The organism is Mycobacterium sp. smrl_JER01 (genome assembly GCF_048513595.2).
Classification (GTDB): domain Bacteria; phylum Actinomycetota; class Actinomycetes; order Mycobacteriales; family Mycobacteriaceae; genus Mycobacterium.
Window position 1 is genome coordinate 1,076,881 of the sequence record NZ_JBLXXK020000001.1, and the last position, 17,053, is coordinate 1,093,933.

At 67.6% G+C, this 17,053-nt stretch carries 15 protein-coding genes; 6 read left to right on the forward strand and 9 right to left on the reverse strand.

Features of this window, described 5'->3' with window-relative positions; all coding sequences use genetic code 11:
- Positions 1-162: 162 nt before the first annotated feature.
- Together rplA and ACNUDN_RS05145 are read left to right on the forward strand one after the other, a co-directional pair.
- Positions 163-870 carry a 50S ribosomal protein L1 gene (gene rplA / locus ACNUDN_RS05140; RefSeq protein ID WP_419120948.1) on the forward strand — a complete coding sequence of 236 codons (708 nt, stop codon included), beginning with the start codon at positions 163-165 and terminating at the stop codon, positions 868-870.
- A 548-nt stretch (positions 871-1,418) separates the two neighbouring features.
- A complete protein-coding gene (locus ACNUDN_RS05145; protein WP_419120949.1) occupies positions 1,419-2,999 on the forward strand; it encodes a PE-PPE domain-containing protein in 1,581 nt (526 codons plus the stop codon).
- Positions 3,000-3,093: 94 nt separating this feature from the next.
- Here ACNUDN_RS05145 and ACNUDN_RS05150 read toward each other — a convergent pair whose 3' ends face one another.
- From ACNUDN_RS05150 to ACNUDN_RS05175, 6 genes are all read right to left on the reverse strand, one after another.
- Positions 3,094-3,990 (reverse strand): cyclopropane mycolic acid synthase family methyltransferase, encoded by an 897-nt coding sequence (locus ACNUDN_RS05150; RefSeq protein ID WP_419120950.1) that lies wholly within the window; start codon positions 3,988-3,990, stop codon positions 3,094-3,096.
- A 143-nt stretch (positions 3,991-4,133) separates the two neighbouring features.
- On the reverse strand, positions 4,134-5,003 hold the full coding sequence (locus tag ACNUDN_RS05155; RefSeq protein WP_419120951.1) for a cyclopropane mycolic acid synthase family methyltransferase: 870 nt from the start codon (positions 5,001-5,003) through the stop codon (positions 4,134-4,136).
- 106 nt (positions 5,004-5,109) lie between these two features.
- Positions 5,110-5,955: an alpha/beta fold hydrolase gene (locus ACNUDN_RS05160; protein ID WP_419125021.1), complete on the reverse strand. Its 846-nt coding sequence runs from the start codon at positions 5,953-5,955 to the stop codon at positions 5,110-5,112.
- Between the two features lie 56 nt (positions 5,956-6,011).
- Complete coding sequence (locus ACNUDN_RS05165; protein ID WP_419120952.1) at positions 6,012-7,367, reverse strand: ABC1 kinase family protein; 1,356 nt, start codon at positions 7,365-7,367, stop codon at positions 6,012-6,014.
- A 68-nt stretch (positions 7,368-7,435) separates the two neighbouring features.
- Entirely contained in the window at positions 7,436-7,753 is a 318-nt protein-coding gene (locus ACNUDN_RS05170) for a hypothetical protein (RefSeq protein ID WP_419120953.1), read from the reverse strand.
- Positions 7,754-7,828: 75 nt separating this feature from the next.
- Complete coding sequence (locus ACNUDN_RS05175) at positions 7,829-8,839, reverse strand: oxygenase MpaB family protein (protein ID WP_419125022.1); 1,011 nt, start codon at positions 8,837-8,839, stop codon at positions 7,829-7,831.
- A gap of 94 nt (positions 8,840-8,933) precedes the next feature.
- Between ACNUDN_RS05175 and ACNUDN_RS05180 the strand changes: the two genes are divergently transcribed.
- The gene (locus ACNUDN_RS05180; protein WP_419120954.1) at positions 8,934-9,542 is read left to right on the forward strand and encodes a TetR/AcrR family transcriptional regulator; all 609 of its coding nucleotides are present in this window, start codon (positions 8,934-8,936) and stop codon (positions 9,540-9,542) included.
- A 32-nt stretch (positions 9,543-9,574) separates the two neighbouring features.
- On the opposite strand, the gene ACNUDN_RS05185 is transcribed toward ACNUDN_RS05180, so the two are convergent.
- Together ACNUDN_RS05185 and ACNUDN_RS05190 are read right to left on the reverse strand one after the other, a co-directional pair.
- Entirely contained in the window at positions 9,575-10,168 is a 594-nt protein-coding gene (locus ACNUDN_RS05185; RefSeq protein ID WP_419120955.1) for a DinB family protein, read from the reverse strand.
- Between the two features lies 1 nt (position 10,169).
- Positions 10,170-10,739, reverse strand: a complete 570-nt coding sequence (locus tag ACNUDN_RS05190; RefSeq protein ID WP_419120956.1) for a DinB family protein — start codon at positions 10,737-10,739, stop codon at positions 10,170-10,172.
- A gap of 63 nt (positions 10,740-10,802) precedes the next feature.
- On the opposite strand from ACNUDN_RS05190, the gene ACNUDN_RS05195 reads away from it, so the two are divergent.
- Positions 10,803-11,756: a helix-turn-helix transcriptional regulator gene (locus ACNUDN_RS05195; RefSeq protein WP_419120957.1), complete on the forward strand. Its 954-nt coding sequence runs from the start codon at positions 10,803-10,805 to the stop codon at positions 11,754-11,756.
- Between the two features lie 14 nt (positions 11,757-11,770).
- On the opposite strand, the gene ACNUDN_RS05200 is transcribed toward ACNUDN_RS05195, so the two are convergent.
- On the reverse strand, positions 11,771-12,121 hold the full coding sequence (locus ACNUDN_RS05200; RefSeq protein WP_419120958.1) for a hypothetical protein: 351 nt from the start codon (positions 12,119-12,121) through the stop codon (positions 11,771-11,773).
- A gap of 163 nt (positions 12,122-12,284) precedes the next feature.
- Between ACNUDN_RS05200 and ACNUDN_RS05205 the strand changes: the two genes are divergently transcribed.
- Together ACNUDN_RS05205 and ACNUDN_RS05210 are read left to right on the forward strand one after the other, a co-directional pair.
- A complete protein-coding gene (locus ACNUDN_RS05205) occupies positions 12,285-16,412 on the forward strand; it encodes a glycoside hydrolase family 38 N-terminal domain-containing protein (RefSeq protein ID WP_419120959.1) in 4,128 nt (1,375 codons plus the stop codon).
- Positions 16,409-17,014, forward strand: coding sequence for a DUF7158 domain-containing protein (locus tag ACNUDN_RS05210; protein ID WP_419120960.1), 606 nt, complete (start codon positions 16,409-16,411; stop codon positions 17,012-17,014). Before ACNUDN_RS05205 ends, ACNUDN_RS05210 begins: the two co-directional genes overlap by 4 nt.
- The last annotated feature ends 39 nt before the right edge of the window (positions 17,015-17,053 follow it).

Here is a 17,053-nt window from a genome sequence, read left to right on the forward strand (position 1 = left end):
GCACAGTCGAGTAGCTTGCGAATCGACACCCCGCGTTGAGACTGCGGTGACGGTGGAGAAGTTCGAGTAACCACCGCCCTGCTCGCAGTCTCAACACCTAGTCCGTGGGAGAGCTGGCATCGGCTCGCACCAACCACAACTTCTGCAACCAAGGAGATATCAATGAGCAAGAACAGCAAGGCATACAGGGAAGCCGCCGAGAAGGTCGACCGGTCCAAGCTCTATTCGCCGCTGGAAGCCGCGAAGCTGGCCAAGGAGACGTCGTCGAAGAAGCAGGACGCCACCGTCGAGGTCGCGATCCGTCTGGGCGTCGACCCCCGCAAGGCCGACCAGATGGTCCGTGGAACCGTGAACCTGCCGCACGGCACCGGCAAGACCGCCCGTGTCGCCGTCTTCGCCGTCGGTGACAAGGCTGAGCAGGCGCAGGCCGCCGGCGCCGACATCGTCGGCAGCGACGACCTGATCGAGCAGATCCAGGGCGGCATGCTCGACTTCGACGCCGCGATCGCGACACCCGATCAGATGGCCAAGGTCGGCCGCATCGCCCGCATCCTCGGGCCCCGTGGCCTGATGCCGAACCCCAAGACCGGCACTGTGACCCCGGACGTAGCCAAGGCCGTCGCCGACATCAAGGGCGGCAAGATCAACTTCCGTGTCGACAAGCAGGCCAACCTGCACTTCGTCATCGGCAAGGCGTCGTTCGACGAGAAGGCGCTCGTCGAGAACTACGGCGCCGCGCTGGAAGAAGTTCTGCGTGCCAAGCCGTCCTCGTCGAAGGGCCGCTACCTCAAGAAGGTCGTGGTCTCGACGACCACCGGTCCCGGCATTCCGGTCGACCCGGCGGTCACCCGTAACTACACCGAGGAGTAGGCAGCCCGACCCCTCGCAACGCGAAACCCCGCACCGTCCGGTGCGGGGTTTCGCGTCTCGGTCTTTGAGAGTGCTCCTCGATCGCACTCTCCGGCCCACCCGATTCACCGCCCCCCACGAACGGAAGGTCGGGTATGACGGCCGGAGGTCGTCGGTATCCCCCTGGCGCACCGCGACGCGGCGACCGAAGAGCACCCTCGTGCAGCAACATAGCATCGCGGCCGTCAATTCGGTTGTTGAATGTCGAAGATTTCAGCGCCGCACGTAAGCGCATCGTGGAGATTCGACAGGGCGCCGGAGGTCTGCCACCGGCAAAAGGGTGGCATCGAATGCCGCAAGCCCGGCGCGCCCCCGGATGCGGTCGGGCGGCGGCGCCGGAGCCAATGCGGGGCCCGGTGACTGGCGCAGTCGATGCAACGGGACTTGCCACGCGCCGGCAGAGGGCCACCAGCAGTGCGACGTCGCGGCCGTCGGCGGTCGCGCCCGCCCATGGTGACGGGTTTGCTGAATCACCGCACGCCGACCCGCTCCTGTGTGATCGTTGACGCATGCGTAATCAGGCCCGCGCATTGGTGCTCGTCATCACTGCATTCATCACGACGATGGCTCTCGGCATCGCTTCGGCTTTCGTCTCGGCGCTGGCTTTCGGCGCCACCGCGCTCATCGTGCCGGGCACCGGCACTCCGAATTCCGACGTGGTGGCCGGCTACCGCGAGAACGCGTGGAGCCGGTACATCGACGGCCTCGTCTGCACGGATCCCACCGAATGCTCCGATCCCGACCTGGTCGGCATCCCTTACCCGGCGTCCTTCTGGCCGCTGTCGTTCCTGCCGGGATGGTGTGTGACCGGTCGCTGTGAGAAGTGGGATGTCTCCGTCGGCGAGGGCACCGAGAATCTGCTGGCGGCGCTGCAACCTTTCCTGGATCCGGGATCCGACGAGGACATCTTCATCTTCGGCTACTCCCAAGGCGGCGCGGTCGTTGCCAACGCCCTGACCGCGCTCGCCGAACTCGGCCTCTCCGATGAGGTCAAGGATCGGTTGAAGGTCGTCACGATCGGCGGCATCGAGAACCCCGACGGTGGTTTGTGGCAGCGATTGGCGTGGCTGCGCTATCTGCTCGGCAACCCGGTTCCGATCCTGGACCTGTCCTTCCTGCCTGCCATGCCCATTGACACCGGGATAGGCACGACCACCGTCGGTTTCGAGTACGACCCGGTGGTCTACGCACCGCGGTACTGGGGGAACCTGTTCGCCGTCGTCAACATGATCGCCGCTTTCGACACTGTGCACGGCTACTACCTCGCACCCAATGAAGCCAACGACAACCCGATGCCGTACGGCTACACCGACGTCACGCTCGCACCTCAGCTCGACTGCGGGCTCAATCCGGGTAACTGCCGCACCGACAACTTCGGCAACACCTACATCATGATTCCGGCGACAACCCTGCCCTTGACGGATCTGCTCCGTTCCCTTGCGAACTCGCTCGGGATCGGCTGGTTGGCCAAGCCTTTCATCGACCTGGTCGAGCCGGTGGTGCGCGAGTTCGTCGACCTGGGCTTCGACTGGAGCGGTAATCCGGGTGTGTCCCGGGGCTCGACCATCCTGCCGTTCAAGCTGTTTCAGAACTGGTTGAAGGTTGGGATCGACATCGCGGTCGCGGCGGTCAAGGGCGTGGAAGCCTTCATCAAGAATTTCATCCCCACGGCGACCGCGAGCGCACTGGTTGCCAGCGACGATACGGCGCCGGCGTTACCGGAGATGTCGTCGCTGCGTGCGGGATCCGGTGACGACGAGGAGCCGACGGTCTCGACGCCGGTTGCGGACGAGGCAGTCGCCGGCCCGGCCGGGGAGGGCGCCGACGACGGTGTGGCCGGGGATGGCGCCGAGGACGGTGTGGCCGGGGATGGCGCCGAAGACGGCGCCGACGAGGACGTCACCGAGGACGACACGGACACCGAGAACGGGACGGACACCGAGAACGAGACCGAGACCGGGACGGACACCGAGACCGAGACCGAGACCGGGACGGACACCGACGACACGGACACCGACGACACGGACACCGAGAGCGGACGCGCGGAGTCCGACGACAGGGCGGACAGCGAGACACCGGCCGCGGCCTGAGGGCCACCATGAAGAATCCCCCGCATTCAGGCGTGCGGGGGATTCTTCCTTGTCCGGGGGGCGTACGGCCCGGTCGGTGGCTAGGTCATCACGCCTAGGCGGCGACCGCGGGCTTGAGGTAGGTCACCAGGCTGACGTCGATCGACTCGTCGATGAAGTAGTACTGGCAGCCCTTCAGGTAGCGCATGTACCGCTCGTAGTTCTCCTCATCGGTGGCTGCGATCGCGGCATCCTTGTTCGCCTCCAGGCGGTCGGCCCAGATGCCCAGCGTCTTGATGTAGTGGTTGCGTAGCGAAATTGCTTCCGGCACCACGAAGCCGGCCTTCTCGCCATGTTCGATCATCATCTGCGTGGTCGGGATACGACCGCCGGGAAAGATCTCGGTGATCATGAACTTGATGAACCGGGCCAGCTCAAACGTCAGCTTCTTCCCACGTTCGGCCAGGTCGTAGGGGTGATACCCGACGCTGCTCTGGATGGTCATCCGGCCATCCTCGGGCAGGACGTCGTAGCACATCTTGAAGAAGTCGTCGTAGCGTTCGAAACCGAAATGCTCGAAGGCCTCGATCGACACGATGCGGTCGACGGGGGAGTGGAACTGCTCCCAGCCTTCCAACCGGACATCGAAGGTGCGCTCGGTGTCGATCTTGCCGAGCAGCTGATCGCAGTAGGCCTTCTGGTTCTTCGACAGCGTCAGACCGATGACGTTGACGTCGTACTTCTCCATGGCGCGCTGCAGGGTCAGTCCCCAACCGCAGCCCACTTCGAGCAGCGTCATACCGGGCTTGAGGTCCAACTTGTCGAGGTTCTGGTCGACGTTGGCGATCTGCGCCTCCGACAGCGTGACGTTCGGCCCGGTGAAGTACGCGCAGCTGTACTTGCGGGTCGGATCCTGGAACACGCCGAAGAAGTCGTCCGACAGGTCGTAGTGAGCCTGGATGTCCTCGAAATGAGGAGTCATATCCTTCGTGCCGGTGGATTGGTCAGACATATTTCCCCTGATTCGCGCTTCCCGTCGCTGTCACGATGGAGAAGACGGTACCGAAAACGCGGCTCGGCCTTCTGCAAACGCGCGTCCTGAAGGCATCAGCCTAACGTTTGGCCGGTCGGACGAGCCAACCCGCTCGGGTGGCGCTATTTGGCCAGCGTGAACTGGTTCACGTCGGTGTAGCCCTTGCGGAAGGAGTCCGCGCACCCGGTCAGGTAGTGCATGTAGCGGTCGTAGACCTCTTCGGACTGGACGGCGACAGCCTCGGTCTTGTGCGCTTCGAGTGCGGCCGACCAGTGGTCCAGGGTGCGGGCATAGTGCGGTTGCAGCGACTGCTCGCGGGTCAACGTGAACCCCGCCTTGCCCGCGTACTCGCCGACCAACTCGATCGTCGGCAGATACCCGCCCGGGAAGATCTCGGTGAGGATGAACTTGATGAACCGGGCGACCGAGAACGTCAACGGGATGCCGCGCTCGATCATCTGCGGAATCGTCAGCGCGGTGATGGTGTGCAGCAGCATCACGCCGTCGTCCGGCAACACGCGATAGGCGGTGGCGAAGAAGTCGTCCCAGCGATCCTTGCCGAAGTGCTCGAACGCTCCGATAGACACGATGCGGTCGACGGGCTGGTCGAAGCTCTCCCACCCTTCCAGCCGGACCTCTTTGGTGCGCGGGCTGGGCGAGTCGGCGAACACCCGGTCGACATGCGCCTTCTGGTTCTCGCTGAGCGTCAGTCCGATGACGTTGACGTCGTAGCGCTCGATGGCGCGCAGCATGGTGGAGCCCCAGCCACAGCCGATGTCGAGCAGTGTCATCCCGGGCTGCAGGCCGAGCTTGCCCAGGGCCAGGTCCACCTTGGCCAGCTGAGCCTCTTCCAACGTCATGTCGTCGCGCTCGAAGTACGCGCAGCTGTAGGTCTGCGAAGGATCGAGGAACAATCGGAAGAACTCGTCCGAGAGGTCGTAGTGCGCCTGCACGTCGTCGAAGTGCGGTGTGAGTTTGCGTTGTGAGGCCATGTCCGGCCTTCCTGCGGACACAGCCCGAAGAGGATCTTCTGAGACGGCGATCATGCCCTCTCGAGGATGCTACGCGCCCATGGGTGAACCGGAATTGACGTGAAAGTCAAGAGCCCTCGACGAACGTGTTCTTCAGTTCCCCGACGATGTCGTCCCACAATGGTTCGGGCAGCTCGTGTCCCATTCCGTCGAATAGTACGAGGCGGGCCCGTGGAATGGCCCTGGCGATGGCCCGCCCGCCGGATGGCCGCATCAGTTTGTCCGCTGTGCCGTGGATCACCACCGCGGGCACTCTGGTCTGGCGGTTGTAGCGCCGCAGACTGCCGCTGCCGAGGATCGCCGCGAAATGCCGTGCCACGCCGGCCGGATAGTAGCTGCGGTCGTACCCCTCGATCGCGTCGGCGCGAATGCGGTCTTCGGCCGCCGGATAACCCGGGCTGCCGATGATCTTTGCGACGCGGACCGCGTTGTCGATGATGGCCTCGCGGTCAGATCCCTTGGGCCGCTGCAGAACTGCGGCCAGGTGGCGGGGTCCGGGCGGAGGTAGCGCGGCTTGGTTGTTGCTGGAGAAGATGACGGCCAGTGTCTTGGTGCGCGCATGGTGGCGGGCGGCGAAGATCTGCGCGATCATCCCGCCCATGGAACCGCCGACGACGTGGGCGCGGTCGATGTCGAGATGGTCCAGCAGAGCCGCCGCATCGTCGGCCATGTCCTCCAGCGTGTAGGCGGCCGGGCTCGGGAGGCCGACCAGCGAGCGGGCCATCCGCGGCAGCAGCGGCGCGCCGGAATGGTGGTGTGGCAGCTTGCTGGACAAGCCGACGTCCCGGTTGTCGAACCGGATCACCCGCAGGCCCTGGTCGACGAGCTTCTCGCAGAAGCCGGTGCGCCACAACAACAATTGCGCTCCCAGGCCCATGATCAGCAGGACCGCCGGATCGTCGGGTCGGCCCATGTCCTCGTAGAAGATGTCCAGCTCGCCGGACTTGGCCGTACCGGTGCGGACCGGCGTCACGAGTCGACCTCGTCGGAATGCTCGCGGCTGACTTCCACCATGAAATTGGCGAAGTACCCGGTCAGCGCCGGATCGCTCATCATCTGCCAGCTCGGCGCCAGCAACTTCATATAACGCTCCACGTAGAGGAACTGTTTGCCGATGAGCACGAGTTCGCGCGGCAGCTTCACGTCGTAGGCATCGGCCAGTGTCGAGAGTTGCTTGCCGATCTCTGCATAACTCAGGTCGCCCAGCGACTTCAGGGTCAGCGGAGTGGCGAACTTCTCCAGGTCTCTGGCGGCCTGCGCCTCGGGTTTGACGGTGCCGACAGCGCCCATCAGCACCACGATCTTGCCTGCGGCGGCGTGGTCCTTCTTCACCAGCAGCGCGTACACCAATTCCCGCAGCAGCCAGCGGGTGCGCGGGTCGATGCGGCCCATGATGCCGAAGTCGAAGAACACGATCTTGCCGCCGTCGTCGACGTAGAGGTTGCCGGCGTGCAGGTCGCCGTGGAACAGGCCGTGCCGCAGGCCACCCTCGAAGACGCTGAACAGCAGAGCTTTGACCAGCTCGGTGCCATCGAACCCCTTCTTGCGGATCGCGGCGACGTCATCGATGCGTACGCCGGTGATCCGTTCCATCGTCAGCACCCGTTCGCTGGTCAGGTCCCAGTACACCTGCGGAACCCGGATGTTGCGGCCCAGTGGCGACGCATGCATGTGGGCGACCCAGGCATCCATCGACTGGGCTTCGAGCCGGAAGTCCAATTCCTCGGCAAGGTTGTCGGCGAAGTCGGCCACCACGTCCTGTGCGGACAGTCGCTGACCGAGTTTGGCGAACTCGACCAGCCGGGCGCCGCGCTTGAGGATCTGCAGATCCGCCGCGACCCGGCGCCGGATGCCCGGCCGTTGGATTTTGACCACGACTTCTTCACCGGAATGCAGGGTGGCGTAGTGGACCTGGGCGATGGACGCCGACGCGAACGGCTTGTCGTCGAAGGATTTGAACAGGTTCTGCGGTTCGTCGCCCAGTTCCTCGCGGAACAGTTTGTGGACGGCGTCGGTGTCGGCGGGCGGCACCCGATCGAGCAGGCCGCGGAACTCACGGCTCAGCGGCTCCCCGAACGCGCCTGGGCTGGAGGCGATGATCTGCCCGAACTTGACGTAGGTGGGGCCGAGATCGGCAAACGCCTGGGGCACCTCTTTGACGATCTTGTTCTGGAGGGAGCCGCGCCCGGTCAACTTGGTCAGTACTCGTGCGCCGGTCCGGGTGATCTGCCAGCCGGTGGCTCCGATTCGCGCCGCCTCGGCCGGAAGTGGAACCCGGTCCAGCCTGGCAACGTCGCGGTGTGGGGTCTTCCGCGGTGCAGTCATGGGTGCAGTGTCTCAAAAGCCGCGGTCATGCGAAAAAGCTGTGGAGCGGGTCACAGCGGGCCGCTGAGTCAGGCGGCGCACATCCCGGGTGGTGCGACGGCGACCGCGGCGGAGGTCTGCGCGGTGAGCTTGGCGCCCGGAGAGGGTTTCTGCCCGCACACCTCCCAGCTGACCGGGTTCATCGGGGTGTGCGCGGTGGTGTTGATGACCCTGGTGCCGAGCTCCATCCCGGTCATCCCGGCGAACATCTCCTTGGCTGCCTGCAGTGTCATACCTTCGAACGACGGCATCTCCAGCTCCTCGGGCTGGGCGGCTGCGGTGCCCATCCCGAGTGCGGCGGCGGTCAGCGCGGCTGCGGTGCAGCCGGCTGCGAGGAACTTTCTCATCGACTCTCCCCCTCGGTGAACTCGCGTGTTCTCGCTTCGCCCCCCGGCATCTGTCACGCTAGCTCATTTGCGTACTCAAGCGAAGGCGTCTTCGAGCTCGGTCCGGGACCGGACCGGATCGTCGCCCGGTCGATAGCTGGGCACGGTGTGGGGTGCCAAGGCCGGATCGAGCCCGTCGGCGACGCGGGCCTTGGCCTGTTCGAACTCCGGGACCGGCCCCGACGCGATGTGCAGACCGTTGATCACCGACCACACCAGGGCGCGACGCGAGGTGCGCTCCAGGATGTTGGGGTCGCGGTGCTGGATGAGTCCCTTGGCCCAGGACGGCATGGTGTCGCGGACGGCCCAGTTCAACGCGGCCTGCGGCAGGGGAAGGTTCGGCCCGGTCGCCATCGCGGTCCCGTAGGTGACGGCCAGCCTGGGGAGATAGGACTTCAGGCAGTCCAGCGTCTCGGCTTTGGTGGCGGGGAGATCGGTGCCGCCGAGTGCGTGCCCGACGCGCACGAATTCACCGTAGTAGCGGTCGAGCTTCGCGCCGCGCAGCGGCTGCGGATGGTAGAGCTCATGGGCGGTGGCGATGCCCCAGACCACGGTCGCGTAGTTCCACCGCAGCCACTCGGGGTCATCGGCGTCGTAGCGGGCTCCGTCGGGCCGGGTGCCCTTGACCGTGTGATGCATCGAGCGCACGGCCAGCGCGAGGCGGTCGGCGGTCGCGGTCGACCCGTAGGCCGTGCCGATGAAGAAGGCCACCGAATGGCCGAGTCGCACCAGGGCGCCCTTCGGGTCGATCTCGGGCATCGGATCGTTGCGGGTCTCCGGCTTGACCAGGCGCGAATGGTGGATTCCCATCCAGTAGATGGACGGGTCGAGTCGTTCGAGGAACGCGGCGCACTGCAACCCGAACACCAGTGACTGCATATGCGAATGCACATGCCATACGGCACTGCCGGGGCCGAACCAGCCGGGGTCGCCGGCCGGGCCGGCAAAATCCATCCCCTTGAAGAAGTGCCGGCGGATGTCCTGATCGAACCGCTTGTCCACGACGTTCTGTACCGCCTGCTGTGCGATCTGGTGGGGCAGGAACATTCGGGCGCCTCCAAGGTTGGTCACGGGTGTGTCCAGAATATCGTCTGGGTACGGTTGTGGCCAGAACCGGCGCCGCCCGGCCTACGCTGTAGCGGTGCCCGGTGCCGCATCCAATTCGACCCGGTGGGCCGGGGTGCCGCTGACCGATCGTCGCGCCGAGCGTCGCGCGCTGCTCGTCGATGCGGCGTACCGGCTGTTCGGCGACGGTGGTGAGTCGGCGCTGTCCGTCCGGTCGGTGTCCCGCGAAGCCGGCTTGAACACCCGGTACTTCTATGAGAGCTTCGCCGACACCGACGGCCTGCTGGGCGCGGTGTACGACCGGGTGAGCGCCGAGCTGGCCGACGTGGTCGCAGACGCCATGTCGTGCGCCGGCGACTCCCTGGCCGCGCGCACCCGGGCCGGGATGACCGCGGTGCTGCACTTCAGCTCTGCGGATCCGCGCCGCGGCCGGGTGCTGTTCACCGATGCCCGGGCCAACCCCGTGCTGACGATGCGGCGGGCCGCGACGCAGGATCTGCTGCGGGAGGCGGTACTGACCGAAGGGTGGCGGCTGCACCCGGACTCCGATCCGACCGCCGCGGTGGTGGGCGCCGCGATGTACACCGGCGCGATGGCAGAGCTCGCCCAGCAGTGGCTGGCCGGCCATCTCGGTGACGACCTCGATGCCGTCGTCGGCTACGCGCTTGAGCTCGTGCTGCGCTGAGTCGCCCGCGCCGGTGTCAACCCGCTGAAACCTCAGGCCGGGGTGAACGGCTTGAGCCACTCGGTCTCCGGCCAGCCCTCCAGTCCGGCGAGCAGTTCGTAGAGGGTGGCGCCGTCGATGCTCTCCCTGATGATGTCGCCCTGACCCGCGTGCCGGGCCAGCTCTTCGATCATGTGGAAGAACACCCAGCGCACCGACCAGGCGGTCACATCCTTGGGAAACCACGGCACCTGGTGCGGGACCGGCACCGCCGCACCGAGGTCTGTCGTCTCTGCCAGCCGGATGGTCTCGGCGTTCTGCTGGTCGAACGCGGCCAGGATGTCGGTGAGCGTCTCGTCTCCGCGCATCACGAACTCGTCGCCGTACTCGGAGGACTGCTCCTCCATCGGACGTTTGTCGCTCGCGCAGAGTTCGGGCGCGGCGGCCACCCGCTGCATCCAGCCCCGCTGGCAGTGCGTCACATGCTTGATCAACCCGCCGATGGACAGTGCGCTCACCGACGGAGTGGAGCGCGCCTGCTCGTCGGTGAGACCGAACGCGATCGCATGGAATGCGTACTGCTGAGCCCGCAGATACTCCACGAGTCCGGCCCGCTCGTCGGCGATCGGTGGCGGCATGGCGGCCATGTCAGTTCTCCTTCTTCTCGGGGTGGGTCCCGGGGTGGGTCCCGGTGTCGGTATGGGCGAAGAGGTCCCGCAGCATCGAGATCTCGGCACCGTGGTGGATCACCTCTCGGTTGATGTGCAGGATCAGGGTGGTCATGGGTGCGTCGGCCCACGCCCCCTCGGCGGGGCCGCAGGGCTTGGCCAGATCGGCGTCCGTCAGCGCGCGAACGCCGGTGATCCAGGCCGCGTAGGCGTCGTCGAGTTGCCGCAGGGCCGCGTCGGCGCCGGCGGCGTAGTCCCAGCTCTGATAGTCCGCCGGGGGACCGCCAAAGTGCGAGTGGGTGCGCACGGCCAGCACGCCGACGATCACATGGGCCATTCGCCAGGCGATCGTGGTGAACGGTTCGGGATCCGGTGGCGGAAACGCGAAGTCCGGGAACGGTCGCGGGCTGTCGCTGCGGACCGTCCAGCAGTGGGGCACGGGCTCGAAGAAGTACTCCTCGTCGGTGAGGCCGTCCAGGCGCGGACGCAGCTGATGGGTCCAATGAAAGTCGAGCTGTTCTGCCAGTTGGGTGGTCAGTTCGTTGCTCATGCCTGCCACTCTCACATGTATTGAGGACAGTTTCTGTCCGCAGATTGCGGCAGACTCGTCGACATGTCCGAAACGACTGGTCGCGTGCTGCAACTGCTGGGTCTGCTGCAGTCCCGTCGGGTGTGGAGCGGCGAGCAACTCGCCGAGCGACTCGGAGTGACGACCCGCAGCGTCCGCCGCGACGTCGACCGGCTCCGCGAGCTCGGTTATCCGGTGCACGCCAGCACCGGGCACGGCGGCGGTTACCAGCTCGGCGCCGGCGCGGCACTTCCGCCGCTGCTGCTCGACCCCGAGGAAGCAGTCGCCATGGCGGTCTGTCTCCGGGTGGCCGCGGGCGGAAGTGTGGCGGGTGTGGGGGAGTCGGCGCTACGGGCCCTGAGCAAGCTGGACCAGGTCATGCCGGCACGGCTGCGTTCGCAGGTCTCGGCGATCCACGATGCGACCGTCACGCTCGGTGCAGCCACCGACACCCCGGTGGAACCGGAGGTGTTGATGACTCTGGCCCGAGCCAGTCGCGACCGCGAGCATGTCACCGCGAACTATGTGGACCTACGAGGTGCCCGCACGGAACGGCGACTCGAGCCCTACCAGCTCGTGACGACCGGGCGGCGCTGGTATCTGATGTGCTACGACCGTGACCGCGACGATTGGCGCAGCCTGCGGCTGGACCGAATGTCCGATGTGCGGGCGGTCGGGAGCACTTTCACTCCCCGGGACGCACCGGACGCGGCCGCCTATGTGCGCCGGGCCATCACGTCCTCGCCCTATCCGTACATCGCGCGGGTGAGGTACTTCGCGCCCCACGACGTGGTGGCACGGACATTCTCGGCCGCGTCTGCAGACATCGAACCGGAAGGTCCCGGCACCTGCATCGTGACCGCAGGCGCCGACGACCCGGAACGGATGGTTCCGTGGTTGGCCATGCCGGGGTGTGCGTTCGAGGTGCTGGAGCCGCCCGAGGTCATCACCGCGGTGCAGGTGGTCGCCGAACGGATCGCCCGCGCCGGTGGCCGGTGAGGGGCAGGGTCAGATCACCAGTCGCCGATGGCCGGACCGGACGGGAAACCGCCGCGGAACGGCCGGGACTTGCTGCCGACGACCGCCCTGGTGCCGCCGCGCACCTCGCCCTGCGCGCTGACGATGCCGGCGTCGCCGACCCGCGCCTCGGAGATACCGCGCGCCACGCCGAAGTCGTTGATCCGGATCACCGAGTTCTCCGAGGCCTGCCGGCTTTTCACGGTGGGGCCGGGACCGACATTGCGGACGTCCGCACCGGCGGCGCCGGCGCCCAGGCCCATGAAGGCGGCTGCCCCGAACGCTCCGATGCCTGCCATCCCGACGATCTTGGCGGTGCGGGCGAGGACACGGGTGGTGGCGGTCATCGAGCAATCTCCTTCAGTGACGGGTCATCGAGCGTTTCGCAGCCTGTGGGTGTCGATGATGTCACAGTCCTTCCTTAGCGCAACTAGTTCCTGTGAATTGGTCGACGACTACCTGTGAACCGATCGGCGACATGCGGGGTGCTCGACGCCGTAGGGTGCTGGCGTGGACGTCACCTCCGCCGCGTCGACGGAGCTGTTCACCGGGTCACCGGACAACCCCTACCAGGTGGTGCGGGTCGCCTATCGCGATTGTTCGGCACCGACGCCGGTCCGGGTGCGAGGGCCGGGACTGCACACGGTCGTCGATCCGGTCGCGCAGCCGGGCACCGGGACCGTCGAGATCCCCGTTGTGGTGACCGACCCGGTGCCGGGGAGACGACGCGCGGCACGCGTGCAGGCCGACGACGTGACCTTCGACTTCGGCTTCACCGACGCAGAGCCCGGCTGGACCATGTTCATGGTCAGCCACTTCCACTACGACCCGGTGTGGTGGAACACCCAGGCGGCCTACACCAGCACCTGGACCGAGGACCCTCCGGGCCGCTGTCGGCAGACCAACGGCTTCGAACTGGTCCGCGCACATCTTGAGACGGCCCGGCGGGAACCGGAGTACAAGTTCGTGCTCGCCGAGGTCGACTACCTCAAGCCGTTCTGGGACACCCACCCCGAGGACCGCGCCGACCTGCGCCGACTGATCGCCGAGGGGCGCGTCGAGATCATGGGAGGCACCTACAACGAACCGAACACGAACCTCACCGGCCCGGAGACGGCCATCCGCAACTTCGTGCACGGCATCGGGTTTCAACGCGAGGTGCTGGGCGCCGATCCCGCCACGGCATGGCAGCTCGACGTGTTCGGCCACGACCCGCAATTTCCGGCAATGGCCGCCGAGGCGGGTCTGACGTCGAGTTCCTGGGCCCGCGGCCCGCACCACCAGTGGGGGCCGATGGCCGCCGAGAACGGACAGGCCGGCGACCCCGAACGGATGCAGTTCGCCAGCGAGTTCGAGTGGATGGGGCCGTCCGGGTCGGGTCTGCTCACCCACTACATGCCGGCGCACTACGCGGCCGGCTGGTGGATGGACTCGTCCCCGTCACTGGCAGAGGCCGAGGACGCCACTTATGAGCTGTTCACCCAGATGAAGAAGGTCGCGCTGACCCGCAACGTGCTGTTGCCCGTGGGCACCGACTACACCCCACCGAACAAATGGGTCACCGACATCCACCGCGACTGGAACGCCCGCTACACGTGGCCGCGCTTCGTCTGCGCGCTGCCCCGGGAGTTCTTCGCCGCGGTGCGCGCCGAGCTTGCCGCCGCCGGGGTGGCGGCCGCACCGCAGACCCGGGACATGAACCCGATCTACACCGGCAAGGATGTGTCCTACATCGACACCAAGCAGGCCAACCGTGCGGCAGAGTTCGCGGTGCTCGAAGGCGAGCAGTTCGCGGTGTTCGCCGCACTGTTGACCGGGGCGGTCTACCCGGAACACGCGCTGGCCAAGGCTTGGGTGCAGCTGGCGTACGGCGCTCACCACGACGCCATCACCGGATCGGAGTCCGATCAGGTCTACCTCGACCTGCTGACCGGGTGGCGTGACGCGTGGCAACTGGGCAGCGGCACCCGCGAACGTGCCCTGGCCCTGTTGTCCGGCGCCGTCGGCGCGCCGCTGGTCGTGTGGAACCCGTTGTCGCACCAGAGAACCGACGTCGTCACCGTGCACCTCGAAGCACCCTTGGCCGGTCGCGTGGTCGACTCCGACGGCCGCGCGGTGCCGGTACTCAGCGAGGACGGCGGACACACGTTGACCTGGGTCGCCCGGGACGTGCCCGCCCTGGGGTGGCGTGCCTACCGCGTGCTACCCGGTGATCCGCCCGGTGCCTGGGAATCCGGGACCGGCGCCGAGATCGGCAACGGGCACTACCGGGTACGGGTCGACCCCGCACGCGGGGGCGCGGTCAGCTCCGTACTCGCCGGCGGCCAGGAGCTGATGGCGGCCGGACGCATCGGCAACGAGCTCGCCGTCTACGACGAGTACCCGGCCCATCCGAGCGCGGGTGAGGGACCGTGGCATCTGCTGCCCAAGGGGCCGGTGGTCACGTCGGCGCAGCAGCCGGCAACCTCGGTGCAGGTACTGCGCAGCGAAATCGGCGAACGCCTGGTGGTCACCGGCGAGATTCCCGGATTGCTGCGCTACACACAGACGGTGACGCTGTGGCAGGGAATCGACAGAGTGGACTGTCGCACCACGATCGACGAGTTCATCGGCGCGGATCGGCTGCTGCGGCTGCGCTGGCCCTGCCCGGTGCCGGGAGCCATGCCCGTCAGCGAGGTCGGCAATGCAGTCGTGGGCCGCGGCTTCGCGCTGCTGCACGAGCCCGGATCCACCGAATCCGTGGACACCGCGGTGCATCCGTACACGCTGGACAATCCCGCCTACGGCTGGTTCGGTCTGTCCTCGGCGGTACGTGTGCGGTTCCGCGGCGACGCGGTCCGCGCCGTCTCGGTGGCCGAGGTGGTGGTGCCCGACGGTGCCGATGACGCGATCCGTGATCTGCTCGCGGCGCTCGGCCGGGCCGGTGTGACGGCCACCTGCACCGCGGCCGCGGCGCCGCGTTACGGCGACCTGTCGGTCGACTCCAACCTTCCCGACGTCCGCATCAGTATCGGCGGACCCGGCGAGAACGCCTTCACCGCACAGGTTCTCGGCCGGCGGAACGGGTCTGCACGGGTGTGGGTGCCTGCCGCGCGGGGGCTGCCAGAGGTGTGGGTGCCCGGCGCCGATCTGCGCGACCCCGCGGCCCTGCCGGTCCTGGTCGTCGGCGCCGACGGTGACACCGCGGCGGCCGTTGCGGCACTGATCGTCGATCTGGCCGACGCCGAGATCGAGGTCGACCAGGACGTCGAGGAGAAGTTCGAAGCGCGCACCGTCGCGTTGGTGAATCGCGGCGTCCCCGGCTTCGCTGTCGAGTCCGACGGCACGCTGCACTCCTCACTGATGCGGTCCTGCACCGGGTGGCCGTCGGGCACCTGGATCGATCCGCCGCGGCGCACCGCCCCCGACGGTTCGAACTTCGGGCTCCAGCACTGGACACACGTGTTCGACCACGCCCTGGTCGCGGGTGACGGTGACTGGCGTGACCTGCACATGCCTTCGCGCAGTGCGGAATTCAATCAGCCGCTGATCGCGGTGGCGACCGGCGGGCAGGGCGCGGCCGGTGGCCTGCCGCCCTGGGGTTCGCTGCTGGAGGTGCATCCCGAGCGGGCTGTGCGTGTCGGCGCGATCAAGGCCGCGGGCAATCCGACGGCGCGTGGCAGTGCCCGTCGGGCCGATCCCGCCGACGGCGTCGTCGTCAGGATTGTCGAGACGCTCGGCCGCACCGCCGAGGTGTCGGTGCAATCCGGCCTTCGCCACCTTGCCGGGATATCGCAGCTCAATCTGGTCGAAGAGCCGTTGGCCGGGGATTCCCCGCGGTTGCACGGATTCCAGATGGCCACCTGGAGAACGCAATTGAACCTCCCGCGGGTCGCGGTCACCGACGGGGCGCCGTTGGCCGCCGACGCAGAGGCGGTGCAACCGCTGTACGCGAGATACTGGCTGCACAACCGCGGGCCGGCGCCGCTGGGCGGGCTTCCCGCGGTGGCGCATCTGCACCCGCACCGGCTGGACGCAGACCCCGGCGACACGGTCCCGCTGCGGCTCACCGCGGTCAGCGACGCCACCGACACCGCACTGCACGGCCGGGTCCGAGTCCTCACGCCGACCGGATGGGACAGCGCGGTGACCGAGCTGCCGTTCGTGCTGCCGCCTGGGGAGTACCTGGAGTCGACGGCCGAGCTCACAGTCCCCGCCGATCCCGCACCGGGCCTCTACCCGGTGCGCGCCGAACTCGCGGCCACCGGTGGTGCGATCCCGGCCGCGTGGCACCAGACCGTCGAGGACGTCGCGGTGATCTCGGTCGGGCAGCACCGGGACTGCCTGCTGCGGCTGGTCGCCGAACCGGACGACATCGACATCGCCGCGGGGCAGGTCGCACCGCTGAGCGTGACGGTCGGCACCGACGCTCGCGCCGACCTGACCGTGGAGGCGCACGTGATATCACCGTGGGGGACATGGGAATGGTTGGGGCCCAACGTCATCGGCGGGGTCGTCCCATGTCGGGGCACCGTGGAGCTGGCCTTTCGGGTGGCACCGCCGATCTGGGTGCAGCCGGGCCGGTGGTGGGCGTTGATCCGCGTGGCGTGCGCGGGGGAGCTGGTGTATTCGTCCGCGGTCCGGGTGAGCGTGCGGTGAGCACCGTCGCGGCGACAGTCGGGTCGCAGGTGGTCACGGTCGCCGAGTTGGACGCCCGCGAACACAGCCTGCGGGCCGGATATCGCGAGCATGCGCTGCCGCGTCCGGGCACCAGCGAGGCCCGGCAGCTGCGCCGCTGGCTGACCCAGGTGATCGTCGCCGAGAAGGTGGTCGCGACGGCATCGGCCGGCCTGCAGGTGCACGACGCGCCCACCGAGGCGCAGCTGCTTCCCGACGCGGTGGCACGCATGGAGGTCGGTAGCGTCGCGGCGGCCACCCTGACCGACCCACGCGGCCGGGCGATGTTCGTCGCCGTCACCGCGGCCGTGGACGTCACCGCTGCCGCGGTCGCCGACTACCACGCCCGCAACCCGCGCCGGTTCGGCCCGTCGGCGCCGGCGCCGGGGGGTTGGCACGGCGCACCCGCGCCGGCCGAACTCGACGATGTGCGTGCCGCGATCACCGAGCATCTACTGGCCGCCGCGCGCCGGCGGGAGTATCGGAGGTGGCTCGACGCGCGATGCGCCGAGCTGGTCACGTTGGCGCACGGATATGAGCATCCGGGCGATCCCCGGCAGCCGGACAACACCCATCGGCACTGACCGCCAGACAATGTCCCGAGTGCGTGCTGAAACCGAAGG